The 20,507-nt window shown below is 70.5% G+C and carries 19 protein-coding genes and 1 riboswitch; of the genes, 7 read left to right on the top strand and 12 right to left on the bottom strand.

From position 1 onward, the window contains the following. Positions 1 to 8 precede the first annotated feature (8 nt). The 5 genes from ACFVYR_RS09575 to ACFVYR_RS09555 form a co-directional block, all read right to left on the bottom strand. A complete protein-coding gene (locus ACFVYR_RS09575) occupies positions 9 to 1,763 on the bottom strand; it encodes an ABC transporter substrate-binding protein (protein WP_384249696.1) in 1,755 nt (584 codons plus the stop codon). 101 nt (positions 1,764 to 1,864) lie between these two features. Next, entirely contained in the window at positions 1,865 to 2,869 is a 1,005-nt protein-coding gene (locus ACFVYR_RS09570) for an ABC transporter permease (protein WP_384249693.1), read from the bottom strand. A gap of 347 nt (positions 2,870 to 3,216) precedes the next feature. Then, positions 3,217 to 3,948 (bottom strand): enhanced serine sensitivity protein SseB C-terminal domain-containing protein, encoded by a 732-nt coding sequence (locus ACFVYR_RS09565; protein WP_384250196.1) that lies wholly within the window; start codon positions 3,946 to 3,948, stop codon positions 3,217 to 3,219. Positions 3,949 to 4,230: 282 nt separating this feature from the next. Continuing rightward, on the bottom strand, positions 4,231 to 5,010 hold the full coding sequence (locus ACFVYR_RS09560; RefSeq protein ID WP_384249691.1) for an enhanced serine sensitivity protein SseB: 780 nt from the start codon (positions 5,008 to 5,010) through the stop codon (positions 4,231 to 4,233). Positions 5,011 to 5,058: 48 nt separating this feature from the next. After that, on the bottom strand, positions 5,059 to 5,763 hold the full coding sequence (locus ACFVYR_RS09555) for an AAA family ATPase (RefSeq protein WP_384250193.1): 705 nt from the start codon (positions 5,761 to 5,763) through the stop codon (positions 5,059 to 5,061). Positions 5,764 to 5,911: 148 nt separating this feature from the next. After that, a riboswitch (glycine riboswitch) is annotated at positions 5,912 to 6,019 on the top strand. Positions 6,020 to 6,169: 150 nt separating this feature from the next. Here ACFVYR_RS09555 and gcvT point away from each other — a divergent pair. From gcvT to ACFVYR_RS09535, 4 genes are all read left to right on the top strand, one after another. Continuing rightward, positions 6,170 to 7,300: a glycine cleavage system aminomethyltransferase GcvT gene (gcvT, locus tag ACFVYR_RS09550; protein WP_384249689.1), complete on the top strand. Its 1,131-nt coding sequence runs from the start codon at positions 6,170 to 6,172 to the stop codon at positions 7,298 to 7,300. A gap of 111 nt (positions 7,301 to 7,411) precedes the next feature. Next, the gene (gene gcvH, locus ACFVYR_RS09545; RefSeq protein WP_384249686.1) at positions 7,412 to 7,792 is read left to right on the top strand and encodes a glycine cleavage system protein GcvH; all 381 of its coding nucleotides are present in this window, start codon (positions 7,412 to 7,414) and stop codon (positions 7,790 to 7,792) included. A gap of 23 nt (positions 7,793 to 7,815) precedes the next feature. Further along, positions 7,816 to 9,078: a serine hydroxymethyltransferase gene (gene glyA, locus ACFVYR_RS09540; protein WP_384249684.1), complete on the top strand. Its 1,263-nt coding sequence runs from the start codon at positions 7,816 to 7,818 to the stop codon at positions 9,076 to 9,078. A gap of 198 nt (positions 9,079 to 9,276) precedes the next feature. Then, positions 9,277 to 10,662 carry an L-serine ammonia-lyase gene (locus ACFVYR_RS09535; protein ID WP_384250191.1) on the top strand — a complete coding sequence of 462 codons (1,386 nt, stop codon included), beginning with the start codon at positions 9,277 to 9,279 and terminating at the stop codon, positions 10,660 to 10,662. A 17-nt stretch (positions 10,663 to 10,679) separates the two neighbouring features. Here ACFVYR_RS09535 and ACFVYR_RS09530 read toward each other — a convergent pair whose 3' ends face one another. Beyond that, complete coding sequence (locus ACFVYR_RS09530) at positions 10,680 to 12,278, bottom strand: alpha/beta hydrolase (RefSeq protein ID WP_384249682.1); 1,599 nt, start codon at positions 12,276 to 12,278, stop codon at positions 10,680 to 10,682. A 254-nt stretch (positions 12,279 to 12,532) separates the two neighbouring features. Here ACFVYR_RS09530 and ACFVYR_RS09525 point away from each other — a divergent pair, with 254 nt between their 5' ends. After that, positions 12,533 to 12,745, top strand: coding sequence for an EF-hand domain-containing protein (locus tag ACFVYR_RS09525; RefSeq protein ID WP_358709394.1), 213 nt, complete (start codon positions 12,533 to 12,535; stop codon positions 12,743 to 12,745). Between the two features lie 114 nt (positions 12,746 to 12,859). Here ACFVYR_RS09525 and ACFVYR_RS09520 read toward each other — a convergent pair whose 3' ends face one another. Continuing rightward, entirely contained in the window at positions 12,860 to 13,672 is an 813-nt protein-coding gene (locus tag ACFVYR_RS09520; protein WP_384249678.1) for an ABC transporter ATP-binding protein, read from the bottom strand. Then, positions 13,669 to 15,474, bottom strand: coding sequence for a 2-isopropylmalate synthase (gene leuA / locus ACFVYR_RS09515; protein ID WP_384249676.1), 1,806 nt, complete (start codon positions 15,472 to 15,474; stop codon positions 13,669 to 13,671). The genes ACFVYR_RS09520 and leuA overlap by 4 nt, the downstream gene beginning before the upstream one ends. Before the next feature lie 404 nt (positions 15,475 to 15,878). Between leuA and ACFVYR_RS09510 the strand changes: the two genes are divergently transcribed. Beyond that, positions 15,879 to 16,571, top strand: a complete 693-nt coding sequence (locus ACFVYR_RS09510) for a FadR/GntR family transcriptional regulator (protein ID WP_384249673.1) — start codon at positions 15,879 to 15,881, stop codon at positions 16,569 to 16,571. A 73-nt stretch (positions 16,572 to 16,644) separates the two neighbouring features. On the opposite strand, the gene ACFVYR_RS09505 is transcribed toward ACFVYR_RS09510, so the two are convergent. Next, a complete protein-coding gene (locus ACFVYR_RS09505; RefSeq protein ID WP_384249671.1) occupies positions 16,645 to 16,929 on the bottom strand; it encodes a nuclear transport factor 2 family protein in 285 nt (94 codons plus the stop codon). Between the two features lie 87 nt (positions 16,930 to 17,016). On the opposite strand from ACFVYR_RS09505, the gene ACFVYR_RS09500 reads away from it, so the two are divergent. Then, positions 17,017 to 17,676, top strand: a complete 660-nt coding sequence (locus tag ACFVYR_RS09500; protein WP_384249669.1) for an NADPH-dependent F420 reductase — start codon at positions 17,017 to 17,019, stop codon at positions 17,674 to 17,676. A 58-nt stretch (positions 17,677 to 17,734) separates the two neighbouring features. Here the strand turns inward: ACFVYR_RS09500 and ACFVYR_RS09495 are convergent, their stop codons facing one another. From ACFVYR_RS09495 to ACFVYR_RS09485, 3 genes are all read right to left on the bottom strand, one after another. Then, on the bottom strand, positions 17,735 to 18,286 hold the full coding sequence (locus ACFVYR_RS09495; protein WP_384249667.1) for a glycoside hydrolase family 25 protein: 552 nt from the start codon (positions 18,284 to 18,286) through the stop codon (positions 17,735 to 17,737). Positions 18,287 to 18,432: 146 nt separating this feature from the next. Next, on the bottom strand, positions 18,433 to 19,617 hold the full coding sequence (locus tag ACFVYR_RS09490) for a YncE family protein (RefSeq protein WP_384249665.1): 1,185 nt from the start codon (positions 19,615 to 19,617) through the stop codon (positions 18,433 to 18,435). Continuing rightward, positions 19,617 to 20,435: a polysaccharide deacetylase family protein gene (locus ACFVYR_RS09485; protein ID WP_384249662.1), complete on the bottom strand. Its 819-nt coding sequence runs from the start codon at positions 20,433 to 20,435 to the stop codon at positions 19,617 to 19,619. The genes ACFVYR_RS09490 and ACFVYR_RS09485 overlap by 1 nt, the downstream gene beginning before the upstream one ends. Positions 20,436 to 20,507 lie beyond the last annotated feature (72 nt).

Below are 20,507 nucleotides of genomic sequence, written 5' to 3'. Positions count from 1 at the left end.
GCCGGGTGTTACTTGACGACGCCGAGCGAGGCGTAGTCGTAACGGCCGTTGTAGCCGTCCGACATGTAGGCGTTGGTCAGCCGCGACCCGCGCCAGGTGATGTTCTTCTCGTACAGGAAGGGCATCCAGTCGGCCTGGTCGAGGATCTTCTTGTCGAGCTTCTTGTAGACCTCGCCCGCCTCGGCCGGGTCGGTCTTCGCGATCGCCTCGTCGAAGAGCGCGTCGATGCCCTTGTCCTTGATCTGCGACTCGTTGTAGTTGCCGGTCGGCATCAGGAAGCGGCTGTCGAACAGCGGCTGCGCGTAGCCCTGGCCGGACGGGAAGTCCGGGCCCCAGCCGCTCATCGTCATGCCGTAGCCGCGCTTCTTCACGACGGACGGCGAGCCGGTGATGCTGGAGGTGTCGGCGCCGTCGAGGGAGTCGACCTGGACCTTGATGCCGACCTTCTGGAGGGACTGCTGCAGCGATTCGGCGGCGTCGACCTCACCCGGGTTGTTGCTGCGGGCGGTGAGCTTGGTGGAGAAGCCGCCGGGCTTGTCGCACTGCTTCAGCTCGTCCTTGGCCTTGGCGACGTCCGGCTTGCCCTTGCGCGCAAGGACGCCGTACGGGTCGTACTTGCTGTGGCCCGGGATCGCCACGGGGAAGGTGCTGTTGGCGATGTCGCCGGCCGCGACCTTGCCGCCGCGGGTCTGCTGGAGGCTCGCGAAGTCGGTCGCGTAGAACACGGCCTTGCGGCAGTGCACGTTGTCGAGGGGCTTGGCGTTGTGGATCAGCGCGACGTAGCGCACGAAGGACGTGTGCATGTTGTCGACGTTGCCGCGGTGGTCCGTGACGGCGCTGACGCGGCCGGACTGGGTCATGCCCGTGCCGTTGATGTCGACGTCGAAGTCACCTTCCATCAACTTCTTGTCGTTCTCCTCCTGGTTGGCGGAGAAGGTCACGTCGATCTTGTCGGGCAGCGCCGCGCGGATCGGGTCCGAGGACTTCTTCCACTTGTCGTTGCGGACCAGCACGATCTTCTTGCCGGCCTTGTACTCCTGGAACTTGTACGGGCCCGCGGAGAACGGCCGCTGGGTGTACTTGGCCTTGGTGTCCTTGGCCTCCTTCACCGGCGAGCCGGTGGGCATGGCCAGGAACTGCTCGAAGTCACCGTTGGGCTTGGGCAGTTTGAAGATGATGGTCTGGTCGTCGGGGGTCTCGATCGCGTCGAGGCCGCCCTTGTCCTTGTAGGGACCCTTGTACTTCTTCTTCGGGTCGAGCGTCTGGCGGATGTAGCCGGGACCACCGGTGATGGTGTCCGTCGCCCAGGCGCGCTCGATGCCGTACTTGATGTCCTTGGAGGTCAGCTTGGAGCCGTCCTCCCAGGTGAGACCGGAACGCAGCTTGTACGTGTAGGTCTTGCCGTCGTCCGAGATCTTCGCCGTGGAGGTGGCGAGGTCGGGGACCAGCTTCGTGCCCGCCTTGCCCGGCTTGGTGTCGTACGTCACCAGCTGCCGGGTGTAGAAGCGCATGAAGTCCCACGTCATGCCGTAGTAGGCGCGCTGCGGGTCGGCGGAGTCGAGGTCCTGCTTGCCGACCATCTTCAGCGTGCCTCCCTTCTTCTTCGAAGGGTTGGCGATCTTGTTCAGTGCCGCGTTGTAGCCGGCACCCTTGGAGTCGCTGTCGCCACCGTCACCGCCGCCGCACGCCGTGGTGGTCACCAGCGCCGCGACGACGAGGGCCGCACCGCTGGTGAGCCGTCGTTTCGTGGAACCTGAGGGCATTTTCTCGTAACCTCCGAGATCGCGGTCCCTGGCCTTGTGCTGCCGGAGAACCATGGTTATAGCCACCTGACATGCGGCAGGGGCAAGCCAGTCGGGACCTTCTAGCGCGTCCCCTTCGGGTCGAGCGCATCGCGCAGCCCGTCGCCGAAGAGGTTGAAGGCCAGGACGGTGATGAAGATCGTGACGCCCGGGAAGACCATGAACATCGGGTCGTGCTCGTACGTCTTGAGCGCGTCGCGCAGCATGCCGCCCCAGGAGGCCGTCGGCGGCTTGACGCCGGCGCCGAGGAAGCTGAGGGCCGCCTCCGTGAGGATGTTGGTCGGGATCATCAGCGTCGCGTAGACGGTGATGGGGGCGACCAGGTTGGGCAGCAGTTCACGGAACAGGATGTGGCGCTTGCCGCCGCCGAGGCTGCGGGCCGCCTCCACGTACTCGCGCTCACGGAGCGAAAGTGTCTGGCCCCTGACGATCCGTCCGACGTACGGCCAGCCGAAGAAGCCGATGACCATCACGAGGATCGCGACGCGCACGCTGGTGCCTTCGAGTCCGAGCAGGTCGTCGGGGAGCACGGAGACCAGCGAGATGATGAAGAGCAGCTGCGGGAACGAGAGCAGTACGTCCATCACGCGGCTGATCAGCGCGTCGATCCAGCCGCCGAAGTAGCCGGCGATGATCCCGAAGAGGGTGCCGAGCGCCACGGCCACGATGGCCGCGAGGAAGGCGACAAGGAGCGAGATCCGCGCGCCGTAGACGATCCGGCTGAAGACGTCGCGGCCCTTGTTCGGCTCGACGCCGAAGACGAAGTCGCCGCTCACACCGCCGAGGGAGCCGGTGGGCAGGCCGGTCAGCTCGTCGAGCTTCTCCTGGTGGAAGTCGTTGGGCGGGTGGCCGAAGAGGCTCACGAGCAGCGGCGCGAAGACGGCAACCAGCACCAGTACCAGCACCGTGATGCCGCCGGCGAGGGCGACCTTGTCCCGCTTCAGGCGGTTCCAGGCGATCTGCTTGAGGGACCGGCCCTCGACCTTCTTCACCCCTGCATCAACTGCGGGAGCGACGTCCTCGGTCGGGTCCGCGTCCGCAGGTGTGTCATGCAATGGTGCCGTCATCGTGGCAGGGACCCCTCTCAACCGGTGGTGACCGGCCCGCACTTGCCGCTGTAGCGACGTGATCAGTCCGTCGTACACAGGGGGCGAAGGCCCCTTGGAGCGGGAGTCTTCATCCACGTCGCGATCTGTTACCAGACTTGACGGGGAAAGGATGCGCAACCGTGATGCTGATCGAGGTGTTCCGTTATCCGGACGCCGGTGAACGAGGGTCGAACACGGGGCAGTTGGGGTGCAATGCGCCACTGGAGCCCATAGAGCCCCACCCGCATCACAACGGACATCACATCCGTCGGTGCTGCTCAGTGCCGCTCAGCGCTGCCCCGGCTGCCCCGGCCGCTTCGTGCTGCTCAGTACTGCGCCGGGTAGCCGTAACCGCCGGCCGGGGCCGGAGCGGGCTGGGCCTCGCGGTCGTAGAACGGGCGGGCGTTGGCCCGCAGCCACATCGCGACCGGGTCGTCCTCGTCGGACATCGCGACCGTCGAGACGGGCAGGCCCTCGGGGACGGCGGGGATCGACTGCTGCATCATCGTGCGGACCGTGTCGACGGACGGCGGCGACGTGTCGTACACGTCGAGGCCGATGGCCAGATATGGCGCCCCGAGCGCGGGCTGCACCCAGGCGCGGCGCAGCGAGCGCACGACGGGGGTGCGGTGCGCGTTCTGCGTGAGGAGGGCGTAGAACTGCGGGATCTCGATGCCCGGTTCGGTGAGACGCAGCGGCCCCGCGGGCAGCAGGTCCAGGCCGGAGGCGATGCGGCGCAGATCGAGCCAGGGCACACCGACGCCGCCGCCCGGCGCGTGCGGGTTGAGCCAGAGGCCGTAGTGGTCGGGGTAGAGGGTGCGGGCGGCGTCGATGCCGCGCACCACTTCATAGCTGCGGTTCCAGCCACTGGCGGAGAGCTCCTGGGCGGAGGTCACACAGGGGGCGTAGCCGAGGCCCTCGACCTCCATGTTCCCGTACTGGGCGTCGGGGGACCCGGCCTGGCCGTGCCAGAGCAGCATCCACACCCGGTCGGCGGCGAGGGCGCGCAGCAGTGCCTCGTACGCGTCGTAGCGCCCCGGGGTCACCTGGCGCAGCAGCTGCTCGACCTGTCCCCGGGCGCTCGAACCAGCTCGTGCAGGGGAGACCCCATCGCCCGCGGCCGTGCCCGACGCACTCACCCGTAACCGCCCCTTCGCTTCGCACCCGAACTACCCGAGAATCCCGTCGCCGGGCACGGATGTGCCCCGCCCCGGTCATGGAACCAGCTTAAGCGGCGATCCTGACACGGACTTGACGTACGACCCCTGAAGGGCCATGCCTACCGCGCCCCGTGTCCGGGGGGCGCCGGGGTGATGGCACAGGCACTCAAGGACAGGCGCTCAGGCCGGGCGCTGGTAGAACGGCCGCACCCGGGCGCGCAGCCAGTCGCCCACCGGGTCCTGCGCCACGTCGAGCAGGACGAGGTTGACCGGCCACGGGACCGGGACCCGGCCGAGCGCGCGGCCGAGGGCCTCCATGGGCAGGTCGCGGGCGTTCCCCTCCCAGCTGGACAGCTCGACGCCGACGAAGAGCGTCGGCTCGTCCGTCTCGACGCTCGCCAGGCAGCGGCGCGCGGTGAGCACGACCCCGGCGGCCTCGAACTCCTGGCCCGCGGCGGCCAGGAAGTCCACCGGATCGTGCTGCCAGTCCGGCTCGAACAGGCGCACCCGGCCTCCGGTGGCGGGCCCGTCGAGCTCGGTGCGGCCGGCCCTGGCGAGCTCGGCGACGGCGGCGGGCGGGAGCGGGACGCCGACGGTGCCGTCGGGGTTCAGCGCGACGCCCAGCTGCGGGGGGAGGCCGCGGGCGAACTCGACGGCGGGCGCGACGGTGCGGCCCATCCGGTCGGCGGCGTCGCCGAGCGCCTGGCGGAACTGCTGCTCGGAGCTGAAGACGGGGACGTACGCCTGGCCCTCGATCTCCAGGGTCGGCAGGTCCAGGGTGCCGCTGTCGGGGCCGCCGCCGTTCGGCAGCGGGATCCATATGTGGCTGCGGCCGAGGACCTCGACGATGCGGGCGCCCGCCGACGCGTCGGCGCCGAGGGAGGCCGCGAGGACCTCCTCCAGTTCGTTGCCCGGCCATCCGCCGTGCGGATGGGCGTGTGCCTGCGCCGGAAAGTCCATCTGTCCGTCCAACCCCTGCTCGCGACCGCTCTGCCTGCGGCTCGAACCCTAGCGCCGGGCGCCCCCGCGGTCGAAGGCGATCCCCCGCAGCACCCGCGCCGCGTCCCGGTCGAGGAGCACCGCCGAGCCGCAGCCGCGCGGCAGGTCGCCGCGCTCGGCGGCGCCGACGAGGCGCCCGAAGGTCCTGCGGTGGCGCGCGAAGGCGTACCGGGAGACGCCGCGGCCGCGTTCGCGCTGGCCCCGCAGCGCCGTGTCCACGGGCACGTCGAGCAGGACGAGGTGCAGGGCGGCACCGCGCCGGACGGCCTCGCGGGCGAGCCAGCGGCGCACCCACGCCTGGGTGCCGCAGTCGTGCACGACGACGCTCGCCCCGGAGCGCAGGGTGCGGCGAAGGCCCGCGTAGTGCGCGAGGCGGACCAGAGGGCGGTAGAGGGCGTACGGCAGCAGGCGCGGCAGGCGGCCGGCCCAGCGGTCGCGGGTGTCCTGGGAGTCGATGCGGGGGCCGGTGACGGCCTGACGCATCAGTGTCGACTTTCCGCTGCCGGGCAGCCCGGAGACGACGACCAGGTCGCCCTCGTCGAAGGTGAGGCGGTGCGGGCCGTGTCCCGCCCGGCGGCGCAGGTCGCGGACGACGGCGACGGGGAGCGGGCCGCAGCTCTCCGTGGCCGGGGCGGTGGCCTGCGCGGGCAGCGCCACTCCGGTGGTCGTGGCATACACACTGGTCCTGCTGCGCACCGTGATCGGCCTCCCCATAGCGGTCACGTACTGCTTCTCCGGCAAGTGTAAAGAGAAGGTAATGCGGCACAAGGTCATTCGGGGCGGCGTGATCCGTGCCCGGTCACGGGTCCCTCCGGACAGAGTCGCGTGCAATGATGTGCGCGCCAACTCCATACCGGCCGTTTGAATCCGCGCGGGAGAGTCTCCGGAGCCAGCATGCGCTGGGTGTCCGGGGCGCCGAAGGAGCAAGTCCCTCCCTTGAATCTCTCAGGCCCCGTACCGCGCGGGCGAGGCACATCTGAAAAGCGGGCCGCCTTCGGCGGTCCCACCCAAGGTGCAAGCCGGGACATCTCGTAGGTCGAGACGCTCTCGGCGAACCTCTCAGGTTCCGATGACAGATGGGGAGGATCGACCTCGCCCGTCCTGCCCTGGGAGTTCCTTCATGAGCACTGCCCGCCTGACCGCCCTCGACGCCGTACATCGGTCGCTGGGCGCGACGATGACCGATTTCGCGGGCTGGGACATGCCGCTGCGGTACGGCAGCGAGCGCGACGAGCACAACGCCGTGCGCACCAAGGCCGGTCTCTTCGATCTCTCGCACATGGGCGAGATCACGGTCACCGGACCCGAGGCCGTCGACTTCCTGAACTTCTCGCTGGTCGGCAACATCGGCTCCATCGGTGTCGGCCGCGCCCGCTACACGATGATCGTCGCCGAGGACGGCGGCATCCTGGACGACCTGATCGTCTACCGTCTCGGCGAACCCGAGGCCCCCGAGTACATGGTGGTCGCCAACGCCTCCAACGCGCAGACCGTCCTTGACGAGCTGAGCGCCCGCGTCGAGGCGTTCGACGCCGAGGTCCGCGACGACCGCGAGGCGTACGCGCTGCTCGCCGTCCAGGGCCCGGAGTCCCCCGGCATCCTGAAGTCCCTCACCGACGCGGACCTCGACGGCCTGAAGTACTACGCCGGTCTGCCGGGCACCGTCGCGGGCGTCCCCGCCCTCATCGCCCGCACCGGCTACACCGGCGAGGACGGCTTCGAGCTCTTCGTCCCCCCCGCCGACGCGGAGAAGCTGTGGGGCGCGCTGATGGAGGCCGGTACGCCGGTCGGCATGGTCCCGGCCGGCCTCTCCTGCCGCGACACGCTGCGCCTTGAGGCGGGCATGCCGCTGTACGGGCACGAGCTGACCGCCGGTCTCACGCCGTTCGACGCGGGCCTCGGCCGGGTCGTGAAGTTCGAGAAGACGTCGCGGTCGGAGGATTTCGTGGGCCGCGCCGCTCTCGCCGCCGCGGCCGAGCGCGCCGAGACCGCCCCGCCGCGCAAGCTGGTCGGCCTGATCGCCGAGGGCCGCCGCGTCCCGCGCGCCGGCTTCCCGGTGGTCGCGGACGGCAAGGTCATCGGCGAGGTCACCTCCGGCGCCCCGTCCCCGACGCTCGGCAAGCCGATCGCGATGGCGTACGTCGACGCGGAGCACGCGGCCCCGGGCACGCCGGGCGTCGGCGTGGACATCCGCGGCAGCCACGAGCCGTACGAGGTCGTGGCCCTGCCGTTCTACAAGCGCCAGAAGTGACGCTCGTAGCGACGCGCCCCGCGTGGGCACGGCGTCCGGCGCCACAGAAGTGACCCCACGCACACCGTCCCCGTTCCGCAGCACCCACCCGCGTACAGGAGAATTCAGGACATGAGCAACCCCCAGCAGCTGCGTTACAGCAAGGAGCACGAGTGGCTGTCGGCCACCGACGCCGACGGCGTGGCGACGGTCGGCATCACCGAGCACGCGGCCAACGCGCTCGGTGACGTCGTCTTCGTGCAGCTTCCGGAGGTCGGCGACACGGTCACCGCGGGCGAGACCTGCGGCGAGCTGGAGTCGACCAAGTCGGTCAGCGACCTCTACTCCCCCGTGAACGGCGAGATCGTCGCCGCGAACCAGGACGTCGTCGACGACCCCTCGCTGGTCAACTCCGCCCCGTTCGAGGGCGGTTGGCTGTTCAAGGTGCGCATCACGGGCGAGCAGGACGAGCTGCTCTCCGCCGATGAGTACACCGCCTTCGCCGCCGGCTGACCCATACCGATAGGGATCGTGTGATGTCGCTTCTCAACACCCCTCTCCACGAGCTGGACCCGGACGTCGCCGCCGCCGTCGACGCCGAGCTCCACCGCCAGCAGTCCACCCTGGAAATGATCGCCTCGGAGAACTTCGCTCCGGTCGCCGTCATGGAGGCCCAGGGGACGGTCCTCACCAACAAGTACGCCGAGGGCTACCCCGGCCGCCGCTACTACGGCGGCTGCGAGCACGTCGACGTCGCGGAGCAGATCGCGATCGACCGCATCAAGGACCTGTTCGGCGCCGAGTACGCCAACGTCCAGCCGCACTCGGGCGCCTCCGCCAACCAGGCCGCCCTCTTCGCGATCGCCAAGCCCGGCGACACGATCCTCGGCCTCGACCTGGCGCACGGCGGCCACCTCACCCACGGCATGCGCCTGAACTTCTCCGGCAAGCAGTTCAACGTGGTGCCCTACCACGTGGACGAGGCCGGCCTGGTCGACATGGCCGAGGTCGAGCGCCTGGCCAAGGAGAACAGCCCGAAGGTGATCATCGCGGGCTGGTCGGCCTACCCGCGTCAGCTGGACTTCGCCGAGTTCCGCCGCATCGCCGACGAGGTCGGCGCGTACCTGTGGGTCGACATGGCGCACTTCGCCGGTCTCGTCGCCGCCGGGCTGCACCCCAACCCGGTGCCGTACGCGGACGTGGTCACCTCCACCACGCACAAGACGCTCGGCGGCCCCCGCGGCGGCGTCATCCTGGCCCGCAGCAAGGAGTTCGCGAAGAAGCTGAACTCCGCGGTCTTCCCCGGCTTCCAGGGCGGCCCCCTGGAGCACGTGATCGCGGCCAAGGCCGTCTCCTTCAAGGTCGCGGCCTCCGAGGAGTTCAAGGAGCGCCAGCAGCGCACCCTGGACGGCGCCCGCATCCTGGCCGAGCGCCTGGTGCAGGACGACGCGAAGGCCGTCGGCGTCGACGTCCTGTCCGGCGGCACCGACGTGCACCTGGTCCTGGTGGACCTGCGCAACTCCGATCTTGACGGCCAGCAGGCCGAGGACCGCCTCCACGAGGTCGGCATCACGGTCAACCGCAACGCCGTCCCGAACGACCCGCGCCCCCCGATGGTCACCTCGGGCCTGCGGATCGGCACCCCGGCGCTCGCCACGCGCGGCTTCCAGGAAGACGACTTCCGCGAGGTCGCCGACATCATCGCCGAGGCCCTCAAGCCGGGCTTCGACGCGGAGGGCCTGAAGGCCCGCGTGACCGCTCTGGCCGAGAAGCACCCCTTGTACCCCGGCCTGAAATAGTTCCGTACCCTCCGTTTGTACGCTTTCGTTCGTATGCCGTTGTTCATACGTACGAAACATCGGGGCACCCCGCACACTGGAGAGTGAGCGGGGTGCCCCGCACCACGTAGCCCGCGTGTTCGTAGTTCCCGCACCGCCTTGTACTTCTGCACCACCCAGGCAGACAACGGCGTCTACCAACCACCCTTGGAGTTTCCCGTGGCCATCTCGGTCTTCGACCTGTTCTCGATCGGCATCGGCCCGTCCAGCTCCCACACGGTCGGTCCGATGCGCGCCGCCCGCATGTTCGCGGGCCGCCTCAAGAACGAGGGCCTGATGGCCCACACCACCGCGATACGCGCCGAGCTGTACGGATCACTCGGCGCGACCGGCCACGGCCACGGCACCCCGAAGGCCGTCCTGCTCGGCCTGGAGGGCGAGTCGCCCCGCACGGTGGACGTGGAGAGCGCCGACGGCCGTGTCGAGGAGATCAAGAGCAGCGGCCGCATCAACCTCCTCGGCACGCACGAGATCGACTTCGACTTCGACGAGGACCTGGTCCTGCACCGCCGCAAGGCCCTGCCGTACCACGCCAACGGCATGACGATCTTCGCGTACGACCGGGACGGCGGCCTCGTCCTGGAGAAGACGTACTACTCCGTGGGCGGCGGCTTCGTGATCGACGAGACCGTGCTGAAGCAGGAGGGCGAGGCGGGCGACAACCCGATCGTGCCGGACGCCACCGTCCTCAAGCACCCCTTCCGCACCGGTGACGAGCTGCTCCGCCTCACCGAGGAGACCGGCCTGTCCATCTCCGCGCTGATGCTGGAGAACGAGAAGGCCTGGCGCACGGAGGACGAGATCCGCGAGGGTCTGCTCGACATCTGGCGCGTCATGCAGGCCTGCGTCTCCCGCGGCATGTCCCGCGAGGGCATCCTGCCCGGCGGCCTCAAGGTCCGCCGCCGCGCCGCCAACTCCGCACGCCAGCTGCGTGCCGAGGGCGACCCGCAGGCCCGCGCCATGGAGTGGATCACGCTCTACGCGATGGCGGTGAACGAGGAGAACGCCGCGGGCGGCCGCGTGGTCACCGCCCCCACCAACGGCGCGGCAGGCATCATCCCCGCCGTCCTGCACTACTACATGAACTTCGTGCCCGGCGCCGACGAGGACGGCGTGGTCCGCTTCCTCCTCGCGGCCGGCGCGATCGGCATGCTCTTCAAGGAGAACGCCTCGATCTCCGGCGCCGAGGTCGGCTGCCAGGGCGAGGTCGGCTCCGCCTGCTCGATGGCGGCGGGCGCGCTCGCCGAGGTGATGGGCGGCTCCCCCTCCAAGGTCGAGAACGCCGCCGAGATCGGCATGGAGCACAACCTGGGCCTGACCTGCGACCCGGTCGGCGGCCTCGTCCAGATCCCGTGCATCGAGCGCAACGGCATGGCGGCGGTCAAGGCCGTCACCGCCGCGAAGATGGCGATGCGCGGCGACGGCTCCCACAAGGTCTCCCTCGACAAGGTCATCAAGACCATGAAGGAGACGGGCGCCGACATGAGCGTCAAGTACAAGGAGACGGCGCGGGGCGGGCTCGCGGTGAACATCATCGAGTGCTGAGAACAGGCCCTGGTGGTCTAGCACTCCTTGCCCGGGCGGACCCGCTTCAGGTCGATGAGGTAGTCGTCGACGGCGGTCGTGACGCACGTGTCGCTGCGGCCGTAGGCGGTGTGGCCGACGCCGTCGTACGTCAGGAGCATGCCGCCGGGGAACTGCTCGGCCAGGCTCTCCGCCTCCTCGTACGGGGTGGCGGGGTCGCCGGTGGTCCCGACCACCAGGACCGGGGGCACGCCCTTGGCACTGACGGGGTGCGGGCCCCGGCCGCCGGCTTTCGCGGGCCAGTTCCTGCAGGTCAGTTCGTCGACGACGCTTGACGTGCCGTAGACGCCCGCGGCCTTCTCTGCGGGGCCGAGGGCCTTCCAGTACGGGGCGGCCGTGCGCGGGTGCGGCACGTCCAGGCAGCTGACGGCGATGATCGCGTCGTCGTCGTTCTCGGTGGCGACGCGGGCGCGTCGGCCTCGGCGGGACTCCGTGTCCTGCTCCCCGGACTCCGCCATGCGGGAAAGCTCCGTCGCGTCACCGTCGTACGCCGCGCCCAGCGCCGTCGACAGCTCCTCCCAGTCGTCCTCCGGGCTGTACATCGCGCCGGTGACGACGTCGAGGAGCGTGCGGGCGTCGACGTCGTACAAGTCCTCGTCGGTGACCGGCAGCGGCTCGCGCGCCGCCCGCTCGTACAAGTCGTCGATCAGCGCCGATATCTCCTCCGGGGACGAGCCGGGGCAGCTGTCGCCCGCGATGTCGGCGCAGAACTCGGCGTAGTCGTCGACCGCCGCGCTGAACCCCGTGCCCTGGCTCAGCGCGCGTCGGCGCCAGTCGAGGGACGGGTCCACGGCGCCGTCCAGGACCAGGGCCCGGACGCGGTGCGGGAACTGCTCGGCGTACGACGTGCCGAGGCTCGTGCCGTAGGACCAGCCGAGGTAGCTGAGTCTGCGGTCGGCGAGGGCGGCCCGCAGGACGTCCAGGTCGCGGGCCGCGTCCTCGGTACCGACGTGGGGCAGGACGCCGCGGCTGCCCCGCGCGCACGCGGCGGCCTGCTCGTCGGCGTCGGCCAGCGCGGCGGCCCGTTCGGCGGCGGTGCGGGGCGCCACCGGCTCGGGGCCGTCGTCTTCGTCCTCATCGTCGTCGGGCTCCGCGCACCTGACGGCGGGAACGCTGCCGCCCACGCCCCTGGGGTCGAAGGAGACGATGTCGAAGCGGGCGCGCACGGCCCTGCTGAACACCTCGCCGCCGTCCGACTTCAGATCGCTCACTCCGGAGGCGCCCGGACCGCCGGGGTTGTAGACGAGCGAACCGACGCGGTCCTCCGGATCGGCGGTCACCGCCTTCGCCACGGGCAGCACGAAGGTCTTGCCGTTGTCCGGGTGGGCGTAGTCCATGGGAACGGTGAGGCGCGCGCAGCGCAGGTCGCCGCACTTCTTCCAGGCCAGCTTCTGCCCGTAGAACCGCTGGAGTTCCGGGCGCTCGGCGGCGTCCGGGGAGGAGCCGCCCGGCGCGGTGCAGCCGGTGAGGGAGACGGCGGTGAGGGCGGCCAGGGCGAGGACGAGGGGACGGGTGCGGGGGCGGGGGCGGGGGCGGGTGCGGGGGTGGGCGCGTCGGTGCGGCTCTGTGGGTTTCAACGGGGCGCTCCCAGGGTCGGTCCGGGCCGACGTGCCCGGGTCGTACCGAGGCGGCGGACCTCGCCTCGCACTGGGAGACGTGCGCTGCGCCCGACCCGCTCCGCCACCCGGCGAAATCCCACGGTGGCGCAGCTCACCCCGTACGCCATCCGTGATGCCAAAGCGCTGGCCACGGGTGCGCACTCCTGTCACCGCGTGCCGGAACGGCCGCTACCCTGAGCCCGTCAGTAGTGCACCAAGAAGGGGTGGATCCGGTGGCGGACATCGAGGAAGCGCGCAAGACGTTCGAGCAGTTCGACGCGGACGGCGACGGCTTCATCACGGCGGCCGAGTGGAAGAGCGCCATGGCCAGGATGGGCGACTTCTACCAGACCGAGGCGGTGGCCGAAGCCGTGATCGGCTCGAAGGACACCAACGCGGACAAGCGGCTGTCCTTCGACGAGTTCTGGGCGAGCCTGAACAAGTAGTCGGCGGTCGAGGAGGGGCCCGGAACGCATCACGTTCCGGGCCCCTCCTCGTGTTCCTCGTGTTCCTTGTGTTCCTTGTGTTCCTCGTGTCCTCGTGCCCGCCCGTTCCGTGGCTCAGCGGTGCGTGCGGACGCTCCACCTGCCGTCCCTGCGCTCAAGGCGCACAGGGTGGTCGAAACACTTGCTGACCTGGTCGCTCGTCAGCACGTCGGCGACGGCGCCGGAGGCGAGCGCGCGGCCTTCGCGCAGGAGCAGCGCGTGCGTGGTGCCCGCGGGCAGCTCCTCCAAGTGGTGCGTGACCAGGACGGTGGCGAGTTCCGGGTGTGCCTCGCGCAGGGTGTCGAGGCTGTCGAGGAGGCGCTCGCGCCCGGCGAGGTCGAGCCCGGTGGCGGGCTCGTCCAGGAGGACGAGGCGCGGGCTCGGCATCAGGGACCGGGCGATCAGCGTGCGGCCGCGCTCGCCCTGGGAGAGCGTGGGCCAGCGGGCGTCCGCGCGGTGCGCGAGGCCCAGGAGGGCGATGAGATGGCGGGCCCGCTCCTCCTGTCCGGGCGTGGGGCGCCGACGCGGCACCGGCTCGATGCTGTTGGTGAGCCCGGTGAGGACGACTTCGCGCACGGACAGCGGCGAACGCAGCGGATGGCGCGGGTTCACATGGCCCACGTAGCTTCGCAGCTCGCGCAGGTCGACGGTGCCGAGACGGCGGCCGAGCACTTCGACGGTGCCGTGCGTGGGGTGGGTGACGGCGCCGCAGAGGCCGAGCAGGGTCGACTTGCCCGCGCCGTTCGGGCCGAGCAGCGCCCAGTGCTCGCCGGGGCGGACGGTGCAGGTGACGTCGTCGAGGATGGGACGCCCTTCGCGGACGACGGTGACGCGGTCGGCGTGCAGGACGGGGGCGGGCGGGCCCCCTCCGGGTGGTGTGGGGCTCATCGGACGGCCCCTGCCCGGTTCACCGCGGCGAGCACGGCCCGCACGGACGCGGTGAGCACTGAGGTGTCCAGGCCCGCGCCCCAGCGCTCCACGTCGCCGACCCGACACCGCACGTACGCGACGGCCTCGCTGCCGCCGCCCTCCGCCACGGCGTGCTCGGCGTAGTCGAGGATGCCGACGTCGATTCCGGCGGCGGCGAGGGCGTCGACGAAGGCGGACAGCGGCCCGTTGCCGACGCCCTCGTAGTCGCCGGCCTTCTCCCCCACCTGGAGAGTGCAGACGAAACGGTGCGCGCCGTCCGGGACCCGGTCGGTGGTCCAGGAACTCAGCGCCACCACGCCGTCCTGACCGCCCCGACCGTCCTCTCCGGGTGCGACATACGTCGCCAGGAACAGCTCGTACAGCTCCTTCGCCGTCGCCTCCGCGCCGCTGTCGTCGGTGGTCTCCTGCACCACGCGGGAGAAGTCGGGGCGCATCGCCCGCGGCAGGTCGAGGCCGTGCCGGGTCCGCAGCAGGTACGCCATGCCGCCCTTGCCCGACTGGGAGTTGACGCGGATGACGGCCTCGTAGCTGCGGCCGATGTCCGCCGGGTCGATCGGCAGGTACGGCACGTCCCAGGGGGCCTCGCGTTCCGGTACGCCCAGGTCGGCGGCGCGCCGGGCGTGGTGGGCGAAGCCCTTGCCGATGGCGTCCTGGTGGGTGCCGGAGAAGGCGGTGTGCACGAGGTCGCCCGCGTAGGGGTGGCGGGGGTGCACGGGCAGCCGGTTGCAGTGCTCGACGACCTCGCGCACGGCGTCGATGTCGGAGAGGTCGACCATGGGGTCGACGCCCTGGGCGTACAGGTTCAGGGCGAGTGTCACCAGGTCCACGTTCCCCGTCCGCTCGCCGTTGCCGAACAGGCAGCCCTCGACGCGCTGGGCGCCGGCCAGGACGGCGAGTTCGGCGCAGGCGACGCCGGTGCCCCGGTCGTTGTGCGGGTGGACGGAGAGGATGACGGAGTCGCGGCGGGCGAGGTTGCGGTGCATGTACTCGATCTGGTCGGCGTACACGTTCGGGGTGGCGATCTCGACGGTCGCCGGCAGGTTGTGCGTGACCGGGCGGTCGGGGCTCGCGTCCCACAGCTCGGTGAGGCCGTCGCAGACCTCCAGGACGTAGTCGGGCTCGGTGAGGTTGAACGTCTCCGGCGCGAACTGGAACCGGATGTCGGCCTGCGGCCGCTTGTCGGCGAGTCGCGCCATGTGCGCGGCGGCCTCCTGGACCACGCCGTACACCTCGTCCCGCGACCGTCCGAGAACGGTGTCGCGCCAGACGGGCGAGGTCGGGATGTAGAGGTGCACGACGGCGCGCGGCAGACCCTCGATCGACTCGAAGGTGCGGTCGATCAGCTCGCGCCTGGCGGGCGTGAACACGACGATGTTCACGTCGTCCGGCAGCCCGCCGCGCGCCGCCCGCCCGGCCAGATACCGCACGAAGTCGAAGTCCGTCCTGCTGGCCGACGGGTAGCCGACCTCGATCTCCTTGAACCCCATCGAGACCAGCAGGTCGAAGAAGCGCCGCTTGCGCTCGGTGTCCATGGGCTCGGCAAGCGCCTGATTGCCGTCCCGCAGATCCACGGGCACCCACAGCGGGGCACGCCCGATCCGGGCATCCGGCCAACTCCGCTCCGGGGCGGGGGCGGGGACCTCGACGCGGTCCTGGTAGGGGCGGTAACGGTGGTGGGGCATGCGGCTGGGGCGCTGCGGATTCCAGTCGTACGTGGGTTCGCACGTGGGCCCGTACGTGGGTGTGGTCGCGGATGTCATGGGGAGAACTGCTCCTGAGCTCGGTCGGCAGGACCGGCAGCACGGCACCCCGCGGCGGGGTGCCGGTCGCTTCAGGCCCCGCCGCGGCAGCCGAGAAGGAGGAGCCCGCGGAAGATCATGCGGCTACACTAGCCACACCTCAGGTCCTCAGACAAGTACCCCTCAGACAAGTTCTGGGGCGAGTACTCATCGGACAAGTACTCCTCAGACGTGTACCCCTCAGACAAGTCCGGAGGGTCGGGCATCCGAGTACTCGCCGGACAAGTACTCCTCAGACACTTGCTCCTCGGACACTTGCTCCTCGGACACTTGCTCCTCGGACACGTACAACTCAGACAAGCCCCCACCCCCACCCCCCATCCCCACCCCTCACCCTTCGCCCGTCACCCCCGAAAGGCCCGCCGATGCCACTCGGCTCCGTACGCCCCAGCCCCCTCGTCGAACAGGCCGCCGCCCGTCTGCGCGAACAGATCACCGGCGGCACCTGGCCCATCGGCACCAAGCTGCCCGGTGAGACGACGCTCGCCAAAGAGCTCGGCGTGGGGCGTTCCACGGTCCGCGAGGCGCTGCGGGCGCTGGCGGGCGCCGGGCTGGTGCGGCCTCGACAGGGGGCCGGCGTCTTCGTCGTCGCGACCGAGGCCGTCGTGGACTGGCCGACCCGGTTGCGCAGGGCGGCGGTCGCCGACGTGTACGAGGTGCGGATGCTCGTCGAGGTGCAGGCCGCGCGGCTCGCCGCCCTGCGCCGTACCGATGAGGACATCTCGGCGATGCGGGCCGCGCTCGCGGGGCGCGGGGCCGCGGCTGCGAAGGGTGACGCGGCGTTCGTCGACGCCGACATCGCGCTGCACGCGGCGGTCGTGGCGGCGGCGCGCAACCCCGTACTGACCGATCTCTTCGCGGAGTTCGCGCCTGCCCTGCGGGAGGCCCTGGTCGATCTTCTGGAACTGACCGGCGTACGCGCCGAGGAGGCGAACCACGGCGACGCCGCCCACGCGGACCTGGTGCGGGCGGTCGAGGCCATGGACGCGGAGGAGGCGGCACGGGTCGCGCAGGCCGAACTTCAGGCGACGCTCCGCAAGTTGACGCCGCCGGCCTGATACACCACGCACCTGATCCACCGCGCGCGCCGGGGTCACATCACCGCGCCGGGGTCACATCACCGCGCCGGCCTCACATCACCGCGTCGGTCCGCAGCGGCCCCGCGGTGATGCGCAGTTCGCGGATGCGGATCTCCTCCTCGTCGGCGAGGTGGAAGATGTGCATGAACGGGGCGCGCACTACGCGGTCGGGTTCGCTCTTCCTGGCCATGGTGGCCTCTCCGCGCAGCAGTCGGACGCCGTCGCCCGCGGCCCAGAATTCCAGGACCTCGTGGGTGATGACCAGCGGTTCGTCGATCTTAACGAAGAACGCCTTGATGGCTTCGACGCCGTGGACGTGCGCGGTGCCGAAGTACATGTCGCCGAGGGCGGGGAATACCCCACCCTTTCCGGAGGTTGCCTCCGCTACAACAGCGGAACACCGGAACACCGGAAGGGCAGTGTCATGAAGATCGGCATCATCGGCGCGGGCAACATCGGCGGCAACCTCACCCGCCGACTCACCACCCTCGGCCACGACGTCTCCGTCGCGAACTCGCGCGGCCCGCACACCCTGACCGCCCTCGCCGAGGAGACCGGCGCCAAGCCCGTCACCGTCGCGGAGGCCGCGAACGGCGCGCAGGTCGTCGTCGTGACGATCCCGCTCAAGGCCGTCCCCGACCTGCCCGCGGGCTTCCTCGACGGCGCGGCCGACGACGTCGCCGTCCTCGACACCGGCAACTACTACCCGAAGGAGCGCGACGGGCGGATCGCCGAGATCGAGGAGGGCCTGACCGAGAGCCGCTGGACGGAGCGGCAGATCGGCCACCCCGTCATCAAGGCCTTCAACGGCACGTACGCGCAGGACATCCTCGACAAGCCGCGATCCAAGGGCGCCCCGGACCGTGTCGCCCTGCCGGTCTCCGGTGACGACGAGGCCGCGAAGAAGGTCGTACGCGACCTCATCGACGAACTCGGTTTTGACACCGTCGACAACGGCGGCCAGGACGACTCCTGGCGCCAGCAGCCCGGAACTCCCGTCTACGGCAACACCGGTGGCGTGGACGAGATCCGTAAGGCCCTGGCGGCGGCCTCCCCGGAGCGCACGGCGGAGTGGCGCGCCTGAGACCCCCGAATAACCCGGACAACCGGAGACATCGGGAACGCCAGGAACGCCGGGGCCGTCAGGGCGTGGCCCAGTCCCGCAACGCGGCCTTGCTCGCGAACGCGGCCACGTCCTTGTCCAGCGGCGACGACGCGTACTGGTGGATCGTCCACTTCGCCTGGATGCGCGGCTTGCCAGCCGTCACGTAGTCGGCGATCCACAGTCCGTCTCCGGCGTAGGACGTGGTGTCGCGGTTGAGCCAGAAGTCGCGGTTCGCGTACAGGAGGACCCGGTGCGACGGCCGCAGCCGCTTCACCTCGCGGATGAACCGGTCCTTCTCCGCGTTGGACGCGACCGTGCCGTCCCCCGTCCGCTCCCAGTCCACCGCCAGGAGATCCCCCGCCTTCTCCGGCGCCTTGCTCACGAAGTACGCGGCCTGGGCGGTGATGTTCCCCGGCCACAGGAAGTGGTAGAACCCGACCACGCAGCCTGCGTCGCGGGCGCACTTCACCTGGGCGGGCATTTTCGGATTGACGTACGAACGGCCCTCCGTCGCCTTGATCATGACGAAGGAGAGGCCGTCCGTGCTGAAGGTCGATTGGTGCGAGCTCACGTCGATGCCACGGATCACGGGCGCCTCCAGGGGTGGGGGGAAGGCAGGTGCGTCGGCTCCCTGTACTTCCTGAACTGCCCGTTTGGTGCCCGGTGTTGGCCTCGGTCAACCGTCAACCATCAACCCGTGACACTCCGCCCGCGACCGTCGGAGGTGCGGCGGGTTCAGCGGAAGATCCCCGTGTGGCCGAGTGAGTAGCGGCCCGGTTGCGGGTAGACCGCGAGGCCGTGCGGGCCGTCGCCGACCGGGATGCGGGCGAGCTGGACGCCGGTACGCGTGTCGATGGCGTACACCTCGGAGTCGTAACGCCCGGCGAGCCAGAGGGTGTTGCCGTCCGCCGAGATGCCGCCCATGTCGGGGCTGCCGCCCTGCGGGAGCTTCCACTTCTTGGTGAGCCTGTTCCTGGGGAAGTCGAAGACGGAGATGGTGCCCTCGCCGCGGTTGGAGATGTACATCTCCTTGGAGTCGCGGCTGACGTACAGGCCGTGGCAGCCCTTGCCGGTGGGCAGCAGCTTCGGCTCCGTGAACTTCTTTCCGTCCAGGACCCACATGCCGTGCGCCATCATGTCCGCGATGTAGAAGGTCTTGCCGTCCGGGGACATCTTCACGTCCTGCGGCATGGCGCCCTTGAAGGGCAGCTTCCGCTGGCCGACGATCTCCATCTTCTCCGTGTCGACCTTGAGGAGTTCGCCGGAGAACTCGCAGGACACGATGAAGTAGCGGCCGTCCATGGAGAAGTCGGCGTGGTTGACGCCCGCGCAGGTGACGGGGACGGTCTTGACGCGGTTCATGGTCTTCGGGTCTCGGAAGACGAGCTCGCGGTCCATGGAGGCCATCACGACGGCGTACCTGCCGTTCGGCGTGAAGTAGAGGTTGTACGGGTCGGAGACCTCGACCGTGCGGCCGGTCCTGCCGGTCACCGGGTCGATGGCGGTGAGGCTGTCGCCGAGGTCGTTGTTGACCCAGAGCGTCTTCATGTCCCAGGACGGGACGACGTGCTGGGGCTGCCTGCCGACCTTGATGGTCTTGATGACCTCGTACTTCTCGGGGTCGATGACCGACACGGTGTTGGAGTTGGTGTTGGGCACGTAGACGCGGTTCAGGAACTTCTTGGCGACGGGCTGCAGGGCGTTCGGGCGGTCGGCGGCGTACGCGTCCTTCGGGTCGAGGACGGGTGGCATGCCGGGCAGGCCGGGGGCCGTCTTCGGCTCGGCGGGCTTGCGCACGCCCTCGGTGCCGAGGGCCTCGTCGGCCTGCTTGTCGGCGCCGCAGCCGGCGAGCACGGCGAGCGCGGCGCCGGCGGCGAGCACGGCCGCGGTGCGCTTGGTGAGGTTGAGTTTCTGGGACATCAGGTCAGCAGCTCCGTGGTCGTGACCGCGCGCAGGCCGCGGCGTTCCAGTTCTTCCAGGACGGCGGGGAGCGCGGCGACCGTGTCCGCGTACCCGAAGTGCAGGCTCACGACGGACCCCGCGCGGATCTCACCGGCGAGCTTGCGGGTGACGGCCGGGGCGCCCGGCGAGGTGAAGTCGAGGGAGTCGACGTCGTACGAGAGGACGTGCGGGTAGCCCGCGCGGCGGGCGAGCCGTTCGACGAGAGGGGTCGCCGTCCGGGCGCGCGAGGGGCGGAACCAGGTGCCGATGGAGCCGGTGAGGCGGCGCAGCCGTTCCGCGCAGCCGGTGATCTCGGCGTAGGCCCGCGCCTCGGGCATGCCGTTGATACCCAGATGGTGGTGGGTGTGGTTGCCGAGGTCGTGGCCGCCGTCGAGGATGCGGCGCGCCAGCTCGGGGTGGTCGTCGAGCCAGCCGCCGACGGCCAGCACGGTGACCCTCGCGCCGGCCCTCTCCGCCTCGGCGAGCAGCGCCTTCGCGGTGGCCGGGTCGCCCTGGCCGTGGAAGGTGAGGGCGACCTGGGGGCGGGTGCGGGGGCCGTGGGCGATCTGGGTGGGCAGGCCAGGGAAGCGGCGGGGGGCGGGGGCGGCGGCCGGGGCGGGGCGGCGGCCCTTGTCCGGGGGGCCTGCGGGGGACGCGGGTGGGCGGTCGGGTGCGGGGGCGGGGCCGTCCGCGGCGCACCCGGTGGTGAGCGCGCCCGCGGCGAGAAGGCCGACGCCCGCGCGCAGGGCTCTGCGGCGATCGGTCTCGTTCACCCACCCATTTAATGGGAAGAACATGCAAAAGATGCTGATTGCCCGGTTGGGGGCGTTACGGGTCGGGCTCCCCGGGTTCGATTCCGCACCTTAGGA

Origin of the sequence: Streptomyces sp. NPDC058284 (genome assembly GCF_042881135.1) — a bacterium.
Lineage (GTDB): Bacteria > Actinomycetota > Actinomycetes > Streptomycetales > Streptomycetaceae > Streptomyces.
Note: the sequence above shows the minus strand (reverse complement) of the source record. Positions and strands in the feature narration are given on the sequence as shown.